Origin of the sequence: Flavimaribacter sediminis, from assembly GCF_019492055.1 — a bacterium.
In the GTDB taxonomy this organism is placed as follows: Bacteria; Pseudomonadota; Alphaproteobacteria; order Rhizobiales; family Rhizobiaceae; genus Flavimaribacter; species Flavimaribacter sediminis.
On sequence record NZ_JAICBX010000004.1, the window covers coordinates 427,457 to 447,211 of the forward strand.

The following is a 19,755-nucleotide window of genomic DNA, read 5'->3' on the forward strand; positions in this document are numbered from 1 at the left end:
ATCCTGTGATCCAGAGCCGCGCACTCGCAATATCGTGAAGAGCGCAGGCGGATCGTAGCGCCTATGATCGCGTTTTGTTAAGCATATGGCTGTTATGAACGATGGATGACAGTTTTCTTCGCCGGACGGTAAATGCAAATGTCGAAAATGAAGATCGGTAAACATCTGTCGCGACGCGCTTTCGTCAGAGGCGCGGCGATGACTGGACTAGGGTTGGCAGCCTCCGGCGCGTCCGCCCAGACACTGTCGCAGTCCGCGATCCAGAGCATTATCAATGCGCCTCAGCGCGGTTCGTGGGACGATCAGTTCGACGCGCAAGGGTCCCGCGGTGGTCAGGAAGTCAGTTCCCGCGTGCCGATGTTGAGCCCCGAGACGGTGCTTTACGTCGAAGACGCCATTCGCACCTACAACAATATCGTGATGCAGGGCGGCTGGCCAATGGTGCCCGCCTCCAACAAGCTTCAGCTTGGCGACAACGATCCTGCCGTGTCGGTGTTGCGTCAGCGTCTCTTTATTTCCGGCGACCTGCCGCGCGCGGCCGGCGCCTCCAACGCCTTCGACACCTATGTCGAGGGAGCCGTCAAGCGTTTCCAGGCGCGTCACGGCCTGCCGGCGGACGGCGTTCTCGGTCAATACAGCTTCGCGGCGCTAAACGTTCCCGCCAATATCCGTCTTGGCCAGCTTGAAACCAATCTGGTGCGGCTGAAATCGATGTCCGGTTTCCTTGGAGATCGTTACGTCGTCGTCAATATTCCCGCGGCTCAGATCGAGGCGGTTGAGGGAAATCGCGTCGTGCAGCGCCATACGGCTATCGTCGGCAAGATCAGTCGCCAGACGCCGATCCTGAACTCCAAGATACACGAGATCATTCTCAATCCGTACTGGACGGCGCCGCGCTCGATCGTCGAGAAGGACATCATGCCGCTGATGCGGGAGGATCCGACCTATCTGACCCGCAACAACATCCGGCTCTTCGACTATCACGGAAACGAGGTTTCCCCGCAGACGATCGACTGGAGCGTGGAAGAGGCGCCGAAACTGATGTTCAGGCAGGATCCCGGCAAGATCAACGCCATGGCGTCGACCAAGATCAACTTCCACAATCCGCATGCCGTATACATGCACGATACGCCGCAGCAGTCGAAGTTCGGTCAGTTGATGCGCTTCGAGTCTTCCGGATGCGTTCGCGTCCAGAACGTGCGAGACCTTACGACCTGGCTGCTGGAAAACACGGCCGGCTGGGATCGCCAGACCATGGAAACCGTAATCGCTACCGGCGAGAATACGGAAATTGCGCTCGCTGATCCGGTTCCGGTGTATTTCACCTACATAACCGCCTGGTCGACATCCGATGGCGTGGTCCAGTTCCGTGACGATATTTACCATCGTGACGGCGTGGAAGAACTCGCTCTCCAATAAGGCCGGGCGTTTTCGAGGCGCCTTGCGTCATTCGAACTTCGCCTCGAAAGCTGCGAAAACGTTTCCCATGTCGCAAAACCTGTCGCCGCAATTCGCTAGCGGCACAGGATTGCGCCGCCGTTCTTGAGTATTTTGCCGCATCGCATTATTGAGTCGCCAGACGAGCGCGAGAGATGGTCGGAATTCCGGCCTGCGCAGACCTGCAGAATCAGCAAGATCGAACCGAACAGCTGAAGGGAAACCTCCGAATGTCAGATGCAGCCATATCTCCGGCAACTTCCACCGACACGTTTTTCACGCGGTCCCTGCAGGAGGCTGATCCGGCTTTGTTCGGGGCGATCGGGGATGAACTCGATCGCCAGCGTCACGAAATCGAATTGATCGCTTCCGAGAACATCGTCTCCCGCGCCGTGCTGGAGGCGCAGGGTTCGGTAATGACCAACAAATACGCGGAAGGGTATCCGGGCAGGCGATACTATGGCGGCTGCCAGTATGTCGACATTGCGGAAAACCTTGCGATCGAGCGGGTCACCAAGCTGTTCGACTGCGCTTTCGCCAATGTGCAGCCGAATTCCGGCAGTCAGGCGAACCAGGCGGTCATGATGGCGCTGGCGAAGCCGGGCGACACGATCCTCGGCTTGAGTCTCGACGCCGGCGGACACCTGACGCACGGCGCGCGTCCGAATATGTCCGGAAAGTGGTTCAACGCTGTCCAGTACGGCGTCGTGCCGGAGACTGGCCTGATAGATTTCGACCAGGTCGAAGCGCTGGCGCGGGAGCACCGTCCTGCCATCATTATCGCCGGCGGTTCAGCCTATTCCCGCGAAATAGACTTTGCGCGGTTCCGCGCCATCGCCGACAGCGTCGGCGCGTGGTTCTGGGTCGATATGGCGCATTTCGCTGGCCTGGTCGCCGGCGGCGTTCATCCCAGCCCGTTTCCGCACGCCCATGTCGCAACCTCGACCACCCACAAGACCCTGCGCGGACCGCGCGGCGGCCTCGTGCTGACAAATGACGAAGACATCGCGAAGAAAATCAATTCGGCGGTCTTTCCCGGTCTGCAGGGCGGCCCGCTGATGCACGTAATCGCCGCCAAGGCGGTCGCGTTCGGCGAGGCTTTGACGCCGGAATTCTCCGACTATGCGAGACAGGTCGTTGAAAACGCCAAGGTGCTTGCGTCAACGCTGGTCGAGGGCGGGCTCGACATCGTTTCGGGCGGAACCGACACGCATCTGATGCTGGTTGATCTGCGACCTAAAAACCTGACCGGAAAGGCTTCCGAACAGGCGCTCGGCCGGGCCTTCATCACCTGCAACAAGAACGGCGTGCCAAACGATCCGGAAAAGCCGACCATCACGTCCGGCATACGGCTCGGAACGCCAGCCGGCACGACCCGTGGGTTCGGACCTGCCGAATTCCGCGAAATTGGTTTGCTGATTCTCGAGGTGATGGATGGACTGCGCACGGCGAATTCGGAAGAAGGCAACGCATCCGTCGAGCAGGCCGTCAAGCAAAAGGTTATCGCCCTGACGGACCGTTTCCCGATTTATCAGGACCTCTGACGGTCGCGGGCGTTGCTTCATTCGGATAATGCACGGGAACAGATGGGGATGAACAGCGAGCTGGAGTTCTGGAAAACACTGGCTGTCTTGCTCTCCGTTTGCCTGTTCACGACTGTCCTGTTCGTCGGTTTACCCGGAATCGACATCTGGATCAGCTCGCTGTTTACGAATGACAGCGGACGGTTTTTCCTCACCTGGAATCCCTATGTTCGCTTTCTTCGCTCCGCCTTCATCTGGATTATTACAGCCGGCATCATCTTTAGTCTGCTGATGTATCTCACGAGCTTCTATGAGCCCGGACGGCTGAAGGTTCACAGAAACGTCTGGGCCTTTGTCTGCTCATCCTTCCTGCTTGGGCCGGGACTCCTGGTCAACGGGATCCTGAAGGAGTATTGGGGCAGGGCGCGACCGCAACAGGTGCTGGAATTCGGCGGCAACGCGAATTTCTCGTCTGCCTTCTCCATAAGCGACCAGTGTATGCAGAATTGTTCGTTTGTCTCCGGCGAAGGCTCGGCGGCGGCGACGTTTGCGGCTGTTCTCATCATCCTCATGGGAAAAAACGACAGGGTCTTCACCTGGAAACCGTTGTCCTGGCTTATCGTCGCGGCAGCGGGCGTTGCGGCAATGCTGCGGATCATGCTCGGACGGCACTTCACCAGCGACACGATCTTTGCAATTCTGTTCTGCACCCTGATTTGCGTTCTTCTTTATCGCCTGTTCGACATTAATCGCCATCGGCGGGAGTTTACGGTCGCCGGCATCTGGTCCGATGCGGCGGGCAGCTTTCCCGGCGCCTATTTCCATGCATGGAGCAGTTCTGTTAAGTACGTTCGCAGATTCGCCGGCGGGGTCGTCGAGCGAGCGCGCAGGCTTACAGGCAAAGCATAGAGCAAGATGATTGGAAAAATCCGCGAACGGACCGGGCGGTTCCGGCTCCAGACTGCGTTGAACCCCGGGCATGGCCGGGATGCGCTACGACGCGCGTATCGCTCGTCAAGCAAGCGGAGAAACTTCTGTCAAATGGTTCAATCCAACCAGATCGCGGTCTAGGCCATGCGCTGTCCCTTCTGCGGTTCGGAAGACACACAGGTCAAGGATTCGCGACCTGCGGAAGACGGGACCGCCATTCGCAGGCGCAGGGTTTGCCCGGATTGCGGCGGTCGTTTCACCACCTTCGAGCGCGTGCAGCTACGCGATCTGCAGGTCATAAAGAAAACCGGCAGGCGAGTGCCTTTCGACCGAGACAAGCTGATACGCTCCTTCGAGATTGCGTTGAGAAAGCGCCCGGTCGAGCGCGACCGGGTCGAGCGGGCCGTTTCGGGCATCGTTAGACGCCTCGAAAGCTCAGGTGAAACCGACATTCCTTCCGACAAGATTGGACTGATGGTTATCGAGGCGTTGCGAGCGATCGACGATGTCGCCTTTGTGCGCTACGCCTCCGTCTATCGGGATTTCAGCGATCCCAAGGATTTCGAGAACGTCATCAATGAACTGACCGCGAAGATCGACGGCGAAGTGGATCCGGACGGTTAGAAGAATTCCATGAACATGCCTGCATCTTCGTCAAAGGTAAGTGAATTCGACCGTCGGATGATGGCCGCCGCTATCCGCTATTCCTTTCGGCATCTTGGTCGAACGGGCACCAATCCGTCGGTCGCCACGCTGATCGTCCGCGACACGGAGGCGGGTCCGGTGATCGTCGGACGGGGTGTCACCGCAATCGGCGGTCGACCGCACGCTGAAACCGAGGCGCTTGCAGAAGCCGGAGAACTGGCGAAAGGCGCCACCGCCTATGTCACGCTGGAGCCATGCGCCCACCACGGCAGCACGCCGCCCTGCGCTAATGCGCTGGTCGCAGCCGGCATTAAAAGAGTCGTGGCCGCCACCACCGATCCCGATCACAGGGTTTCCGGCAAGGGCTATGCGATCCTGAGGGAGGCCGGCGTCGAGGTGTTGACGGACGTTTACAAGGCGGACGCCGATTTCGCGATGGCGGGATACCTCATGCAACGCAACAAGAACCGTGCGCATGTGACTCTCAAGATGGCGCTTTCCGCCGATGGGAAAATTGGAAGGAAAGGGGCGGGGCAGGTTGCCATCACCGGTGAGGAGAGCCGTGCGGCGACCCATATTTTGCGCGCCGTCAGCGATGTCATTCTGATCGGCGTCGAGACCGCGCTTGCAGACGATCCCGAGCTGACATGCAGGCTGCCTGGGCTGGAGTCACGTTCTCCCGTCAGGCTCGTGCTCGACAGTCGCCTGAGGCTGCCTCTTTCGTCGAGGCTGGTGCAATCAGCCGCGACCACGCCGGTGATCGTGGCCACCACAGCGTCGCCAGACTCTGCTCAATACCGCGCCCTGTCGGACGCCGGATGCCAATTGATGGCGAGTGAATCGGCCGATGGCGGCATCGCTCTCGAAGAATTGCTGGATGATCTGGCTGGGCGGGGGTATTTCACCGTAATGGTCGAGGGCGGCGCACGGGTTGCGCAGTCCTTTCTGAAAGCGGGTCTCGTCGACAGGATTGTGCTTTACACCGGTCCTGACGCCATAGGACTGCACGGCGTGGATGCGCCGCTTGACGCTGACGATATTCCAGATGGTTTCAGGCTTGCGGATACGCTTTTCTACGGCCGGGATGTGTGTCGAATTTACGAGAGGATATGATTGTGTTCACCGGGATCGTCACGGATATCGGAAGAATCGACAAGATTTCGGAAATGGATGAAGGCGTGCGGCTTCGCATCGCCACACAATATGATCCGGCGACGATCGATATTGGCGCATCGATTGCCTGCTCAGGCGTCTGCCTTACGGTCACCGGGCTCCCGGGGCCGGGAGACAATGCGAAATGGTTCGAGGTTGAAGCCTGGGAAGAGGCGCTGCGGTTGACCACAATCGGCGACTGGAGGGAGGGCTCGAGGATCAATCTCGAACGGTCTCTACGGATGGGCGACGAGCTCGGCGGGCATCTTGTTTCGGGCCATGTCGACGGGCAGGCGGACATTGTTTCAGTGGTTGATGAGGGCGAGGCCCGCCGCTTTCGACTGCGCGCGCCATGCCATCTGGCGAAATACATAGCGCCCAAGGGCTCGGTCGCGCTGGACGGAACGTCCCTTACCGTCAACAGCGTCGAGGCGGAGATATTCGATGTGCTTTTGATCCGGCATTCGCTCGGAGTGACCACATGGTCGGAGCGTAGCGCCGGAGACAGGGTCAATCTGGAGATTGACCAGATGGCGCGATACGCCGACCGGCTGATCGGTTTCCGCGCGGCTGCCGACTGATTTCAGCCGCGACGCAATTATGATGCGGTTGGTCGGTTTGTGCTTGCCTCTGTGCCGCGTTGCTGTAATTACCGCGGCACACTTTTCCAAAGGACAGAACCCATGGGCGCGAAATCGAATCCGCATCTTCTGATCGTCGAAGCGCGTTTCTATGATGATCTCGCCGACACGCTGCTTGAAGGCGCGACCGCTGCTCTCAAGGAAGCGAATGCGACCTACGATGTCGTCACCGTTCCGGGCGCGCTGGAAATTCCGGCCGTGATCGCGATGGCTCTCGATGGAGCGGATGAGGGCGGCAAGGAGTATGATGGTTTCGTGGCGCTAGGCACGGTCATCCGCGGCGAAACCTACCATTTCGACATCGTTTCGAACGAGTCAAGCCGGGCGCTGATGGATCTTGCGGTCAGCGAATCGCTGGCGATCGGCAACGGCATACTGACGGTCGAAAACTGGGAGCAGGCCTGGAAACGCGCCAGCCAGCACGACGGCGTCGGTGAGAAAGACAAGGGCGGCTTTGCAGCGAAGGCGGCTTTGACGATGATCGATATCAAGAAAAGGCTCGGCGCGTGACCGAAGACGGACGAAACCGGCCTTTTCGGCCGGCCAATAAACGCGGCGCCGCGCGTCTTTCTGCAGTCCAGGCGCTATACCAGATGGATGTTGGCGGAACCGGCGTCCTCGAGGTAGTCAGGGAATACGAACTTCACCGGCTCGGCAAGGAAATCGACGGCGACCAGTATCGCGAGGCCGACGCCGCATGGTTTCGCGCCATCGTTTCAGGCGTGGTCGAGCAGCAGAAACAACTTGATCCCATGATCCGTTCGGCGCTTCTCGAAGACTGGCCGCTGTCGCGGATCGACTCGACGCTGCGCGCGATCCTGAGAGCCGGGACCTATGAACTTGTCAATCGACGCGACGTTCCTGTCGCCGTCATAGTGACTGAATATGTGGACGTCGCCGGCGCGTTCTTCGACGAGGACGAACCAAAAATGGTCAACGCCGTCCTCGATCGTCTGGCGAAGAAGTTGCGGCCCCCGAAAAAGGTCTCCGATTAGCGGAGCGGTCGCGAAAATCGGTCTTGCCGAGAGAAAAGCCTTGTCCCGACCGACAATAATATGTCCGGTTCCATGATCTGCCATGGCAGGCAGTTGGGAATATCTGCGATCTGTTTAGCAGGACGGAATGCTCGCACTACTGCAATGAAGCAGGAGGCGCATTCGATCTATGACACGCCGCTTTAGCGACAACGCATTTGCACGTCTCCTGAACTACATGGGCCTTTTCTTTTGCGGTAGCCGCTATTCACCAGCATGGATCGCGTCGGCGTCCTTGCGTCGGGACAGGTGGCGCATCATCACGCGGACAATGGCAAAGCCGACCTGGAACACCGCGCCGAAGGCGAAGACACCGAGGGCGAAGCACAGCATCTGCTCGCCCAGTGTCGGCAAGCGCTCGGCCTCTCGCAGGACGACGGCGACGCCTTCGTTCACACCGATGGCGACGCCCGCGCTCGACGACATGACCAGAACGGTAAAGGCCCGGATCAGGTTCGGCAGGAACAACAGCGCCTCGGTCTGCGATCCGGCCCGTAACCCGACGAGCGCGGCGCGGCCATTGTCGGCGACATAGGCTGCGGCATAGGGCGTCAGCGACAGGGCGACGATCAGCGAAGGGGGCATCCACACTTCGATCTCGAAGAAGAGGAAGGGACGGGGAATGATGTTCAGAAGGAAGAACATCACCACGAAGGTGGGCGCCGCTCGCATCAGTCCGATCAGCGGGCTCGCCAGCCGGCGCGTCAGCTTGCCTCCGAGCATCAGGAGAACGAAGGGCGCCCCGAGTGCGAGACCCAGCCCCAGCGCGATGGCCGCAATCTGGAAATTGACGACCATCCCGGTCGCCAGGTCCCGGGGATAGTTGCCTGCGAGAAGATCGGTCAGACTGGTCATGCCTGCGCCTCCTCTCGCTTGTTCAGCCGGGTCCGGACCCGTTCGCAGGCCCAGACGACAAGGAAGACAACGGCAATGTAGAATATCAGCACCATCGTGTACATGGTCCCGCGGCCCGCGGAAAAGGAGGTGATGTCGGTCAGTGCGCTCAGCAGCTCCGGGGCGCCGGTGAAGCTCGCGATTGGCGTGCCCTTTGCGGCGTTGATCAGGAAGGACAGGAGCTGCGTCAACGACCGCCTTACCGCAGCCCAGTATAGGGCCCCGCTAAAGCCGGATCCGTACCGGCCGTCCCGCTGCAGGCTCTCTGCGGCCTCACCGATTGCCTGGCCCGCGTTGGCCCCGTTCATGAGCCCGAGCGCAACGATGGCCGAACCGAGCGCCACGGCGGGCGAATAGGTGAAGATTGTGGTGGCCACCGTGCCGGCGACCACCAGCGTCAGGATAACGGGCGAGGACTGAATAGTTGTGACGATTCCCCAGGTCACGAAACGCGACACCCGCAGGGGAATTATCGAGAAGAACCCGAATATGAGCGAGAAACCAAGCGTCGCACCTAGGGCGCCCATCACCAGGATCAACGAATTGACGATCCCGGCGGTGAAGAGTTCAAAGGCCGGGACGCTGGTCAGCATCGGCAGTTCCAGGGAGAGGCCGAGATTGGCTTTTATCCATTCCACGGTTGCGTTCACCTCGTCCGCGAAGCGGGTCGGCAGCGGTGTGTTGTCGAGTGCAGGCAGGACGCAGCCCGCATCGGCGATGGCCGAGGCATCGGCGCAGGTAGGGGTTTGCCACTTGTCGTGTTGTTCTTCGAGAAATCCGGTGAAGACGCTGTTCTCGATACCGAGTTCTAGGAATTCGCCATCGCGATGCATGATCGCGCTGATGAGTTCCAGCGCGGTGGCGAACTCGTCGCTGCCGGTTTGCGCCACCGCCATGCCCCACGGCACCGCGTGGAAGCCGAACTTGCGCTCGAACCGGGCTCCGAACTCCGGTACGGCTATAAAGGAAGCAAAAAAGCTGTCGTCCTGGGAGGCGAGCCTGCAGGTCCCGTCTTCGAGCGCCTCCGGCAGGCGGACGGCGCTCTCGAACAACATCAGCCGGACGTCCTTCGTGACGAGATAGCTGTTCGCGTGGTTGCCGATCGTGCTGCAGACGCGCCAGCCTTTGATATCGTCCCAGCCGGAGACGTCCAGTTCGCGCGGGCCGACGACGATGGTTTCCGAGCTGTAGTAGTGGGGGCGGATGTATCGGGTCTGCCCATCGCGCTGCTTGGTATGCCCCATTGTGGCGATGACGACATCGGCTCCGCCCTCGGCCAGGGTCGAGATCCGGGTGGCAGCGCGGACATGGACCCATTCCGGCGTCACCCCCAGCCGCGCGGCAATCGCGCCGGCCACGGCGGTGTCGTAGCCGATCCGCTCGTCGGTGTCGCCGACCAGGGTCGAGAACATCGGATAGTTCCAGCGGACCCCGACCCGCATCGTGCCCGTACACAGAATGCGGACCAGGGTGTCGGCGTCCTCCTTGTCGCAGGCCTCGGGCATCTCGGACCGAACCTTGGCAAGCAGGGCGTCCAGCGCCTCGTCCGGTGTTTCGGCGCGGGCAGGTGAAAGCGCCACTAGAAGGACAAGTACAAGCAGTGCCAGTGTGCCCCGTAACGCACCGATCATGACGGCTCCTTCTCCTCTCTCGCATGTTTGATCACCAGGACCGAGATCGCGCCAAAGGTATAGTTGCCGAAGCGGCGAATCGACAGCCCCGACTCGCGTTTCAGAACGTCATCGGACATGACGGCAAGCTTGGCGTCCGGTATCGGAACCATGATCTTGTCGGCGATCTCGACTGCCAGTCCGTGCTGACCGGCCAACTCCCGCGTACGGTCGAGACCGATGAAATCGTTGTGCATTACAAGCGCATGCCCTTCTGGTTCCAGGTGCGCGGCAAGGCCGTCGAGGAAACGGTCTATCAGTCTGCGCCCGTCTGCGCCGCCGTTGCTCCACGACATATGTCGTCCGTCGACCGCCGCCCCATCCATGGGAAAGTGGGGTAGATTGGCCAGTACAAGGTCGAAGCGGAGTCCCGCGACTGGCTCGAACATTTCGCCGAGGTGGACTTCGCGCTCACCCGAGTGGCCGAGCCTGTCCAGTAGCGCGCTCGTCGCCGCGACGGCGTCGGCCTCGATATCGACGCCGCAAAGACGAACCGCCCCGGCCGAGCCGGCCGCCGCAAGGAGAACGCCGCTGCCGCAGCCGACATCGAGCACTCGCGCACCGTGCGCCCAGGTTCCGTGTTGAAGGAGGCAGTTGACGAGCGCTGCGGAGTAATCACTCGGGCGAAATTTGTCCGTGTCGGAAGCTTCAGGAAAACTTGCCATCATTGGCCTCAATCATTTTTACCTGTGCTCGCGGAAGAGCCTCGCCCGCTTCCAGCCGGCTGACGTGCAGCTTTGCCACAGGATCGTCCGGCCGAATCGCCAGTACCTCGCGATAGGCGGCAAGCGCAGCGGGCCGGTCGCCGCCGACGAGCGCATCAAAGGCGGTGCGGGTGATCCGTGCAATTTCCAGCGTCTCGGTATCGGGCTCGAAGATCTCGCCAGCGCCATAGGCCCCGAGCAGCTCGTAAATGGTGACCGTGGCGCGCCGACCTTTCACTTGCACCTCGTCGATGGGACGCACGCAAATCCGGTCGCCCGCCTCGCTAAACGTGTCGTGGCTGATGCAGACGAGTGTGCCGTAGATCTTGTTGCAGCCTTCCAGTCGCGACGCGATGTTCACACCGTCGCCCAGGACGGTGTAGCTCATCCGATCCTTTGAGCCGATATTGCCTACGAGCACCACGTCGGAATGAATGCCGACCCTAAGCCGCATCTCGGGTTCATCGTTGCCGCGCCATTCGGCGTTCAGCCGTTCGAGATCGCGCTGGATAGCCAGCGCCGCAACACAGCCGTGCCAGGCATGGTCGTCAAGCGCCACCGGGGCGCCCCAGAAGGCCATCACGCCGTCGCCCATGAACTTGTCGATCGTTCCCTTCTGATCGTGGACCCTATTCGTGATATCGCCCAGAAGCACCGAAACCCGGGCCAGCAGGTCGCGCGCAGCGATCCGTTCGGCGAGGGTAGAGAACGCCTCGACATCGCAGAAGAGAATCGTCAGAAAACGGCTCTGCCCGCCCAGTTCCAGCTGGCGGTCCGATTTCAGCAGCTCGCGCACCAGGCCTACGGGTACGAAGCGGGCAAAGGCCTGGACCACCGTATCGAGCGTGTCGATGGCCTGGGACAGAACGTCCACCTCGCGTATCCGTGACCGCTGCATCGGAAGGTCGGCGCTGATTTCCAGCGACTGGATCCGCGCCACCTTGCGAGTCAGCCGCTGCAGGGGCGAGGCGATCAGGCCGGCGATCACGTAGATGATCGTCAGCTGAACGGCAATGGCCACGAGGCCGATGATTAGCATCCGCTGGCTGTTGCGCGTGAACTCGGCTGTGAAATCGCTGAGCGGCGTCAGCACCATCAGCCGCCATGGCTTGTCCAGATCCTCTTCCAGGGAAGACAGTCCGACAATGAAGTCACTTCCCTCGTGGCTGAACCTGTAGACTTCCGTGCCCGCCGTCTCGGGCCGCTGCGAATAGGCCAGCGAGACTAGCCGGTTCTCGACGTCCGCGACATGCGGCAGGGACACCTGATCGTTGTCGCTACCATAGGTCGTGGCGCCGTCCGAGGCTGCCAGTACCATCCCGTGGTCGTCCAGCAGGTAGCTCAGGCTGTTCGGGCTCACTGGCTTCTGCGCGAGATAGGACGAAAAGCTGTCGAGAGTCACATCCGCGGCGACCACACCGGCGAGCTTGCCGTCGACCTCGTAGAGTTCGGCCACCGTGAAACCAACCAGTCCAAAGGCCCAGAACAGTTCTGGATCCGTAATCGTCGTCGTACCGGCGTCCACCGCCACGTTGTACCAGGCGCGACGGCGCGGGTCGTAGCCGCTTTCGGCCGAGACTTCGCCAAGGGTATTCTGTTCGTTGTCGAGGAAGATGTAGCGGTCGAGTGTCGACGGTCCGCGATTCGGTTCCAGCAGACGATAGGCATATCCCGTGCCTGCGGGCGGACGGGCGCCGTGGATATCCATGTTCGGATCATTGATTCGCCGCGCTTGCCGGAAGGACCCGTCCTCGAGCCCTACGTAGACGTTCAGCATCGTCTCGCCGTGTTGAAGCAGGCTGAAGAGATACCGGAGCGCGCGGTCGTCTTCGAAGACGTCAGGCGCTTGACGGCCGAGCTCGGCTGCGGTCGAAATCAACACCTTGAGTGCGTTGAATTCGGTCACGATCTCACGAATAGTCTCGTTCCGGAAGCGTTCCACCATCTCGGCCGCGTGAGTGCGTACGACCTTGCTGCCGGTGCGCTGGTCGATCTCGATGATGGCTAGGAGCACCGGCACTGTGGTCAGGACGAAGACCAGAAGGATGGTCGCCTTCAGCGGCACGGAAAATCGCCGGCGCCTGCCTGGCGTCGCGTTGCGCGGAGTGCTTTCGTTCAAATCCGTGGATGTCTGGCCCATTGCATAACCTAATCTGACTGGTCCACTTTGATTGTTAGTGTGTATCGTGCCGCTAGTCCATTGATGCTACAGCCAATGGACTAGGCTTCACCTGATTGCGGAACGAAAGGCGATATTAATGCAGGAACATGCAAGCGCAGTGGTGATCGGCGGCGGGGTCGTCGGGTGTTCGGTGCTTTATCATCTGGCGAAGGCCGGCTGGAAGGACGTGCTTTTGATTGAGCGGTCGGAACTGACATCGGGCTCATCCTGGCATGCGGCCGGCGGTTTTCACACGCTCAACGGTGATCCGAACGTCGCGCGCCTGCAGGCCTACACCGTCTCCCTCTACAGTGAACTGGAAGAACTGTCTGGCCAGTCCTGTGGGCTCCACCTGACTGGCGGCGTGATGTTGGCCGACAGCGAGGAACGACTGAATTTCCTGCGCTACACGCAGGCGACGGGCAGGGCGCTCGGGATGGATACTGAGATCATCACGCCTTCCGAGGCCAAGGCGATGTTCCCGCTGATGGATGAAAGCCGTTTCGTCGGCGCGTTGTGGGATCCGGTGGAAGGCCATCTCGATCCGTCCGGAACGACGCACGCCTACGCCATGGCGGCGCGCAAGCTTGGCGCGAAGATAGAATTGCGCAACCGCGTGACCGATCTCTCCCAGAGCCCGGATGGCGCCTGGACCGTGACGACGGAAAAGGGAACCGTCAGGGCGGAACATGTTGTCAATGCGGGCGGCCTGTGGGCGCGCGAGGTCGGACGCATGGTCGGGCTCGAACTGCCATTGCTCGCCATGGAACACATGTATCTGTTGACAGAATCGATGCAGGAAGTCCGTGAGTTCAACGAGGTTTCGGGCCGTGAACTCGTCGGGGTCATCGACTTCAAGGGTGAGATCTACACCAGGCAGGAGCGCGAAGGCCTGCTGCTCGGCACCTACGAGAAGGCCTGCGTGCCGTGGTCTGCGAAGGAGACGCCCTGGGATTTCGGGCATGAATTGCTGCAGCCGGATCTCGATCGTATCACGCCGTCCCTGGAGGTCGGGTTCGAGCATTTCCCGGCCTTTGGAAGGGCGGGAATAAAGCAGATAGTCAATGGACCATTCACGTTCGCGCCGGATGGCAATCCGCTCGTCGGACCGGTTCAGGGACTGACGAATTTCTGGTGCGCCTGCGCGGTGATGGCGGGATTCTCGCAAGGTGGCGGCGTCGGCCTCGCTTTGGCGAACTGGATGACCGAGGGCGATCCGGGGCACGACATTTTCGGCATGGATGTCGCCCGCTTCGGAGATTTCACGTCGCTGCGCTACACCAACGCCAAGGTAAGGGAAAACTATTCCCGGCGCTTCTCGATCCGGTTCCCCAACGAGGAACTGCCGGCGGCAAGACCGCAGCAGACGACGCCGCTCTACGATATCATGGTGCGGGACAACCACGCCGTCATGGGCAACAGCTGGGGTCTGGAGACGCCTCTGTGGTTTGCGCCGAGCGCCGGGGAGGCAAAGGACGACCTGTCGTTCCATCGGTCCAACGATTTCGCCCATGTCGGCGCCGAGGTGCGCGCTGTCAGGGAACGCGTCGGCGTCACGGAGATCGCCAACTTCGCCAAATACGAAGTATCGGGCCCGGGTGCGGGCGGATGGCTGTCCAGGCTGATGACCAACACGATGCCGAAGCCCGGCCGCATCGTGTTGACGCCGATGCTCAATCATGAAGGCAAGTTGATCGGGGATTTCACGATCGCCAACGCCGGCGACGAGCGTTTCATGGTCTGGGGATCCACGGCCGCGCAGATCTATCACATGCGCTGGTTCGAGCGCCATCTGCCGACTGACGGAACCGTGCGTCTGAGGCGCTTCGGGCAGGAACTTGTCGGTCTGTCCATCGCCGGACCTCAGTCGCGCGCCGTGCTGGAAAAACTGGCTGACATCGATGTCTCGAACGAAGCGTTTCGGTTCATGGATTATCGCGAAATGGACGTCGCAGGCTGCCCCTGCAAGGTCAACCGAATCAGCTATACCGGCGATCTCGGCTACGAGATCTGGATGGAGCCGGCCTATGAACGGACGGTTTACCTGGCGATCAAGGACGCTGGCTCGGAATTCGGCATCGCCGATTTCGGCATGCGGGCGTTGTTGTCGATGCGGTTGGAGAAGAATTTCCCGACATGGTTCGCAGAACTCAGGCCGATCTACGGCCCGTATGAAGGCGCGATGGAGCGTTTTGTGAAACTGTCCAAAAACGATTTCATTGGAATGAGCAAGGCGGCGGAGGAACACGAAAAGGGCCCAAAGGCGCGACGCGTCAGTTTTGCAATCCAGGCGGACGACACGGATGTGATGGGCGACGAACCCGTCTGGGCCACGGTCGGCGACGTCGATCATGGTCTGGTCAGTCCGCCGCACGGCTATGGCGCGCCCCGATTTGATGCGTCAGGCGCGGAGATGCCCAAAATCCATCCCCAAAGGGACGGCGAATGGCGCGTCGTAGGCTGGGTCACCTCGGGTGGCTATGGGCACTATGTCGACATGTCGCTTGCTCAGGGCTACGTGCCGGCCGCCATGGCCGATATCGAGGAAGAAGGCGTTTTCGAAATCGAGATTCTCGGCAAACGACGCTCCGCCCGGATCCTGACCGAACCGCCATTCGACCCGCAGGGCGAACGCATGCGCGGGTAAATGAAGCCAGACCGCGCCACAGCGCGATTGCCTATTACCAATCGCTGATATATTCATCGCCCGGTAAATTTGCCGTTTGCGGCGGACCATTGATTATGAGCAAGGCGCGCTGAACCGACATACGGCGGCCGGGACACATTGATGAATGTAAATCAAACCGTGCCGGGGTCAGACGTCGATCTCGCTCTGGCAAAGCGCAATGCACTGATTCTTGCTGCCTCGAACGCCTTCCTCGGCGCCGGCGCGCCCATCGCCGTGTCGCTCGGAGGTTTGGCCGGCGATTACATGCTGGGCGAAGACAAGTCGTTGGCGACCGCTCCGGTCACCGGCTTTACGCTCGGCGTGGCGGTCGGCGCTCTGCCGGCGGCGTGGCTGATGCGGCTGATCGGGCGTCGGCTGGGCTTCATGGGCGGGGCCTGCCTTAACGGCCTTGGCGGAGCTGTCGCGACCATTGCGCTGTTCCAGTCCAGTTTCTGGTTGTTCGCCTTCGGTCTCCTGATCATCGGGATGGGCAACTCCTTCATCCAGCAATATCGCTTTGCCGCAACCGACAATGCGCCGGACAATTTCAAGGGGCAGGCGATCTCCTGGGTTCTCATGGGCGGCGTAATTTCCGCCGTCATCGGGCCGCAACTGGTGATTTTCACCCGCGACTTCTTCGCTCCGGTGATGTTCGCCGGCGCCTATGCTTCCATATTGGGGCTCGCCGCGATTGGCGTCGTTATCCTCTCAATGCTTCGGATCAAGGAGAATACGGTCCTGCTGGAACACCGCTCGGAGACCCCTGAGCGGCCGCTTGTGCAGATCTTGCTCCAGCAAAAGTTCCTGACGGCGCTCGCCTGCGGCGTCTGCTCCTATGCGCTGATGTCCTTCATGATGACCGGCGCGCCCCTCGCCATGGTGGGTTGCGGGTTTTCAACGGACATGGCGGCGCTCGGCATCCAGTGGCACGTGCTCGCCATGTTCGCGCCAAGCTTCTTTACTGGCAAGCTCATCGCCCGCTTCGGATATGCGCCGATCATCGCCAGCGGCCTTGTGATTCTGATCGCCTGCGCCGTCGTCGCAGGTATGGGCATCGAACTCTGGAATTTCTGGGGCGCGCTCGTCCTGCTGGGCGTCGGCTGGAACTTCGGCTTCATCGGCGCAACGACCATGGTCAGCACCACATACCGGCCTGCGGAGAAGAACAAGGTGCAAGGCGTTCATGACGTCATTCTTTTCGGTACTGTAGCATTCGCCTCGCTTATGTCGGGCCGCGTCCTGAACTCCTTCGGCTGGCATGCAATCAGCCAGGTCCTGTGGCCAGCGGCGCTTCTCTGCCTGCTACTGCTGGCCCTGCAGGTTAGAAGCGATCGAAAAAACCGCGAGATTGCGGGCTGATATATGTGTCTTTCGTCGGAAAGCACGAGAGAATCGCCACTGAAAGCTTGACGACCGCCCGCGCTGTCGCCAAACATCCGCCCGATGGAGCGGCCCGCGACCAATTGTCATACGGCCGTTTGTTTCAACTGCCGGAGGGAGTGTGAGCCGGCAAACTGGAGGAATTGGCATTGACACTATTATTGGCCGTCATCGCCTGTGGCCTGCTTTCGATCGTATTCGCCATTTGGGCGACGCGGTCGGTTTTGGCTGCGGATCAGGGCAACGCGCGCATGCAGGAAATCGCTGGCGCAATCAGGGAAGGCGCGCAAGCCTATCTCGCTCGTCAGTATACAACGATAGCGATCGTGGGGGTCGTCGTCTTCATCATTGCGTGGATACTGCTGTCGGGATATGCGGCGATCGGCTTTCTGATCGGCGCAGTTCTGTCCGGAGCAGCGGGCTTCATCGGTATGCATGTCTCCGTCCGCGCCAACGTGCGCACGGCGCAGGCGGCGTCCAACAGCCTTGCCGAAGGTCTTGATATCGCCTTCAAGTCGGGCGCCATCACGGGCATGCTCGTGGCTGGTCTCGCCCTGCTGGGCGTGGCGATCTACTATTATTATCTGACCTACATCGCCGGATTCGCCATTGGCGACCGCACAGTGATCGATGCACTGGTGGCGCTCGGTTTCGGCGCGTCCCTGATTTCGATTTTCGCGCGACTGGGCGGCGGCATCTTCACCAAGGGCGCCGACGTCGGCGGCGACCTCGTCGGCAAGGTCGAAGCGGGAATTCCGGAAGACGATCCCCGCAATCCAGCCACCATCGCCGACAATGTCGGAGACAATGTCGGGGACTGTGCCGGTATGGCCGCAGACCTCTTCGAGACCTATGCGGTTTCGGTCGTGGCGACCATGGTGCTCGGCGCGATCTTCTTCGCCGGCTCGGCGGTGCTCGCGGACATCATGATCTATCCGCTGGCGATCTGCGGCACCTGCATCATAACCTCGATTGTCGGCGTTTTCTTCGTTCGTCTGGGATCGAACGGTTCGATCATGGGAGCTCTTTATAAAGGGCTGTTCGTGACCGGCGCCCTTTCAATCGTCGGACTTGCTGTCGCAACCCAGCTCACCATCGGCTGGGGCCAGGTCGGCGAGGCGACGTTCACCGGATTCGATCTTTTCGTCTGCGGCATTGTTGGCCTCATCGTCACCGGTCTGATCGTCTGGATAACCGAATACTACACCGGAACGAACAAGCGTCCGGTGAATTCGATTTCCCAGGCTTCCGTCACCGGTCACGGCACCAACGTCATCCAGGGCCTCGCGGTCTCGCTGGAAGCAACGGCGCTTCCGGCCATCGTGATCATCGCCGGCATCATCGCCACTTATCAGCTTGGCGGGCTTTTCGGCACTGGCATCGCGGTCACCGCCATGCTCGGCATCGCCGGCATGATCGTTGCGCTCGACGCCTTCGGGCCGGTGACCGACAACGCTGGCGGCATCGCGGAAATGGCCGGGTTGCCGTCCGAGGTGCGTAAATCGACGGATGCGCTCGACGCGGTCGGCAACACGACGAAAGCCGTGACAAAGGGCTATGCCATCGGTTCAGCCGGACTTGGCGCGCTGGTGCTGTTCGCAGCCTATTCGAACGATCTCGAGTTCTTCGTAAACAATTCGGAGTCTTTTCCGTATTTCGCGGATGTCGGGACAATCTCTTTCAGCCTGTCCAACCCTTATGTTGTGGCCGGTCTGATCTTCGGCGGCCTGATCCCGTATCTGTTCGGCGGCATTGCCATGACGGCGGTCGGTCGCGCAGGCGGCACAGTCGTGCAGGAAGTGCGTCGTCAGTTTCGTGAGAAGCCCGGAATCCTGGAAGGCACCGAACGTCCCGACTATGCGCGGGCGGTCGACATACTGACCAAGGCGGCGATCAAGGAAATGATCATTCCTTCGCTGCTGCCGGTGTTGGCGCCGCTCGTGGTCTATTTCGGCGTGTTGCTGATTTCAGGCTCGAAAGCGTCGGCCTTTGCGGCGCTCGGCGCGTCGCTGCTCGGCGTGATCGTCAACGGTCTGTTCGTCGCTATTTCGATGACATCCGGCGGCGGCGCCTGGGACAACGCCAAGAAGTCCTTCGAGGACGGCTTCGTCGACGCAGACGGCGTTCGTCACGAAAAGGGCAGTGAAGCCCACAAGGCGTCGGTCACGGGCGATACGGTCGGCGATCCCTACAAGGACACCGCTGGTCCGGCCGTCAATCCGGCGATCAAGATCACCAACATCATGGCGCTGCTGCTGCTTGCGATCCTCGCCCACTCGGGCATGTGATCAAACACAGGAGTTTCACGCCAAAGAAAAACCCGCGGTTCGAAAGAGCCGCGGGTTTTGTTGTCCTGGATGTCCGGCGATCGCCGATCGGACTGTTCCGGAACTTTTTAGACTTATCCGCCGAACAGCCCGCTTGTCGCAGCCGCCTTGCCGCCGCCTCCGACAGAAGACAGGACGCGCGTCAGGAAGGTTTCTTCCTTGCCGCCTGTCGGCGTCGTGCGGCTGATCGTGTCGAACACTTTGCCGTCTTCAAGCGTATAGTTGGCAAGCCGTGTCACGGTCTCGTCTTCCTCGTTGAAATAGACCGCAAGGATGGACTGGTCCACCAGACGCGGCTTTAGGAATTCGGCCCGTTTAACCTTTTTCTGCGAAATATAGTAGTAGGCCTCGCCGCCATAGTCGCCCTCGACGGTCGGAGTGCCCAGCGACAGAAGAACCTGCTCCTTGCTGGAGCCAGGAGGGACGAGTTCCAGCGTCTGTTCTTCCAGAACGTAACCATGCGTCAGCTCTTCGGTCATCGAGCAGCCCGAGAGGGCCATGGCCGAAAGTCCGACGGCGACGGTCGTGCCGTAAAAATATTCTTTCGTTCGGTTGAAAACACGCCGTGTCAACAGCATCTCCATCTGAC

General features: G+C 60.6%; 16 protein-coding genes. 11 read left to right on the plus strand and 5 right to left on the minus strand.

Going from position 1 to position 19,755, the window contains the following annotated elements:
• Positions 1-138 precede the first annotated feature (138 nt).
• From K1W69_RS21025 to nusB, 8 genes are all read left to right on the plus strand, one after another.
• Positions 139-1,419, plus strand: a complete 1,281-nt coding sequence (locus K1W69_RS21025; RefSeq protein WP_220230599.1) for a L,D-transpeptidase family protein — start codon at positions 139-141, stop codon at positions 1,417-1,419.
• A gap of 248 nt (positions 1,420-1,667) precedes the next feature.
• Positions 1,668-2,981, plus strand: a complete 1,314-nt coding sequence (glyA, locus tag K1W69_RS21030) for a serine hydroxymethyltransferase (protein ID WP_220230404.1) — start codon at positions 1,668-1,670, stop codon at positions 2,979-2,981.
• A 48-nt stretch (positions 2,982-3,029) separates the two neighbouring features.
• Positions 3,030-3,869: a phosphatase PAP2 family protein gene (locus K1W69_RS21035; RefSeq protein ID WP_220230405.1), complete on the plus strand. Its 840-nt coding sequence runs from the start codon at positions 3,030-3,032 to the stop codon at positions 3,867-3,869.
• 165 nt (positions 3,870-4,034) lie between these two features.
• Positions 4,035-4,514: a transcriptional regulator NrdR gene (gene nrdR, locus K1W69_RS21040; RefSeq protein ID WP_220230406.1), complete on the plus strand. Its 480-nt coding sequence runs from the start codon at positions 4,035-4,037 to the stop codon at positions 4,512-4,514.
• A gap of 9 nt (positions 4,515-4,523) precedes the next feature.
• Entirely contained in the window at positions 4,524-5,648 is a 1,125-nt protein-coding gene (ribD, locus tag K1W69_RS21045) for a bifunctional diaminohydroxyphosphoribosylaminopyrimidine deaminase/5-amino-6-(5-phosphoribosylamino)uracil reductase RibD (RefSeq protein WP_220230407.1), read from the plus strand.
• 2 nt (positions 5,649-5,650) lie between these two features.
• Positions 5,651-6,268, plus strand: a complete 618-nt coding sequence (locus tag K1W69_RS21050) for a riboflavin synthase (RefSeq protein WP_220230600.1) — start codon at positions 5,651-5,653, stop codon at positions 6,266-6,268.
• A gap of 102 nt (positions 6,269-6,370) precedes the next feature.
• Positions 6,371-6,838 carry a 6,7-dimethyl-8-ribityllumazine synthase gene (gene ribH, locus K1W69_RS21055; RefSeq protein ID WP_220230408.1) on the plus strand — a complete coding sequence of 156 codons (468 nt, stop codon included), beginning with the start codon at positions 6,371-6,373 and terminating at the stop codon, positions 6,836-6,838.
• A complete protein-coding gene (nusB, locus tag K1W69_RS21060) occupies positions 6,835-7,323 on the plus strand; it encodes a transcription antitermination factor NusB (protein WP_220230409.1) in 489 nt (162 codons plus the stop codon). Before ribH ends, nusB begins: the two co-directional genes overlap by 4 nt.
• Positions 7,324-7,566: 243 nt before the next feature.
• Here nusB and K1W69_RS21065 read toward each other — a convergent pair whose 3' ends face one another.
• From K1W69_RS21065 to K1W69_RS21080, 4 genes are read right to left on the minus strand one after another with little or no spacing between them, the layout of a single operon-like run.
• Entirely contained in the window at positions 7,567-8,217 is a 651-nt protein-coding gene (locus K1W69_RS21065; RefSeq protein WP_220230410.1) for an ABC transporter permease family protein, read from the minus strand.
• Complete coding sequence (locus K1W69_RS21070) at positions 8,214-9,887, minus strand: transporter substrate-binding domain-containing protein (RefSeq protein ID WP_220230411.1); 1,674 nt, start codon at positions 9,885-9,887, stop codon at positions 8,214-8,216. The genes K1W69_RS21065 and K1W69_RS21070 overlap by 4 nt, the downstream gene beginning before the upstream one ends.
• Positions 9,884-10,591, minus strand: a complete 708-nt coding sequence (locus K1W69_RS21075) for a methyltransferase (RefSeq protein ID WP_220230412.1) — start codon at positions 10,589-10,591, stop codon at positions 9,884-9,886. The genes K1W69_RS21070 and K1W69_RS21075 overlap by 4 nt, the downstream gene beginning before the upstream one ends.
• Positions 10,575-12,770: an adenylate/guanylate cyclase domain-containing protein gene (locus tag K1W69_RS21080; protein ID WP_220230413.1), complete on the minus strand. Its 2,196-nt coding sequence runs from the start codon at positions 12,768-12,770 to the stop codon at positions 10,575-10,577. Before K1W69_RS21080 ends, K1W69_RS21075 begins: the two co-directional genes overlap by 17 nt.
• 118 nt (positions 12,771-12,888) lie before the next feature.
• Here K1W69_RS21080 and K1W69_RS21085 point away from each other — a divergent pair, with 118 nt between their 5' ends.
• The 3 genes from K1W69_RS21085 to K1W69_RS21095 all read left to right on the plus strand — a co-directional run bounded on the left by K1W69_RS21085 (position 12,889) and on the right by K1W69_RS21095 (position 19,127).
• A complete protein-coding gene (locus tag K1W69_RS21085) occupies positions 12,889-15,438 on the plus strand; it encodes a GcvT family protein (protein WP_220230414.1) in 2,550 nt (849 codons plus the stop codon).
• A 141-nt stretch (positions 15,439-15,579) separates the two neighbouring features.
• Complete coding sequence (locus K1W69_RS21090; RefSeq protein ID WP_220230415.1) at positions 15,580-16,818, plus strand: MFS transporter; 1,239 nt, start codon at positions 15,580-15,582, stop codon at positions 16,816-16,818.
• Between the two features lie 170 nt (positions 16,819-16,988).
• On the plus strand, positions 16,989-19,127 hold the full coding sequence (locus K1W69_RS21095) for a sodium-translocating pyrophosphatase (protein WP_220230416.1): 2,139 nt from the start codon (positions 16,989-16,991) through the stop codon (positions 19,125-19,127).
• 113 nt (positions 19,128-19,240) lie between these two features.
• Here K1W69_RS21095 and K1W69_RS21100 read toward each other — a convergent pair whose 3' ends face one another.
• Positions 19,241-19,744: an outer membrane protein assembly factor BamE gene (locus K1W69_RS21100; protein WP_220230601.1), complete on the minus strand. Its 504-nt coding sequence runs from the start codon at positions 19,742-19,744 to the stop codon at positions 19,241-19,243.
• Positions 19,745-19,755: the final 11 nt, after the last annotated feature.

Bases quoted from the DNA above. Each gene is read 5' to 3' on its own strand.
- K1W69_RS21025 (WP_220230599.1), top strand. From the start codon at position 139: ATGTCGAAAATGAAGATCGGTAAACATCTGTCGCGACGCGCTTTCGTC.
- glyA (WP_220230404.1), top strand. From the start codon at position 1,668: ATGTCAGATGCAGCCATATCTCCGGCAACTTCCACCGACACGTTTTTC.
- K1W69_RS21035 (WP_220230405.1), top strand. From the start codon at position 3,030: ATGAACAGCGAGCTGGAGTTCTGGAAAACACTGGCTGTCTTGCTCTCC.
- nrdR (WP_220230406.1), top strand. From the start codon at position 4,035: ATGCGCTGTCCCTTCTGCGGTTCGGAAGACACACAGGTCAAGGATTCG.
- ribD (WP_220230407.1), top strand. From the start codon at position 4,524: ATGAACATGCCTGCATCTTCGTCAAAGGTAAGTGAATTCGACCGTCGG.
- ribH (WP_220230408.1), top strand. From the start codon at position 6,371: ATGGGCGCGAAATCGAATCCGCATCTTCTGATCGTCGAAGCGCGTTTC.
- K1W69_RS21065 (WP_220230410.1), bottom strand. From the start codon at position 8,217: ATGACCAGTCTGACCGATCTTCTCGCAGGCAACTATCCCCGGGACCTG.
- K1W69_RS21070 (WP_220230411.1), bottom strand. From the start codon at position 9,887: ATGATCGGTGCGTTACGGGGCACACTGGCACTGCTTGTACTTGTCCTT.
- K1W69_RS21075 (WP_220230412.1), bottom strand. From the start codon at position 10,591: ATGGCAAGTTTTCCTGAAGCTTCCGACACGGACAAATTTCGCCCGAGT.
- K1W69_RS21080 (WP_220230413.1), bottom strand. From the start codon at position 12,770: ATGGGCCAGACATCCACGGATTTGAACGAAAGCACTCCGCGCAACGCG.
- K1W69_RS21085 (WP_220230414.1), top strand. From the start codon at position 12,889: ATGCAGGAACATGCAAGCGCAGTGGTGATCGGCGGCGGGGTCGTCGGG.
- K1W69_RS21090 (WP_220230415.1), top strand. From the start codon at position 15,580: ATGAATGTAAATCAAACCGTGCCGGGGTCAGACGTCGATCTCGCTCTG.
- K1W69_RS21100 (WP_220230601.1), bottom strand. From the start codon at position 19,744: ATGCTGTTGACACGGCGTGTTTTCAACCGAACGAAAGAATATTTTTAC.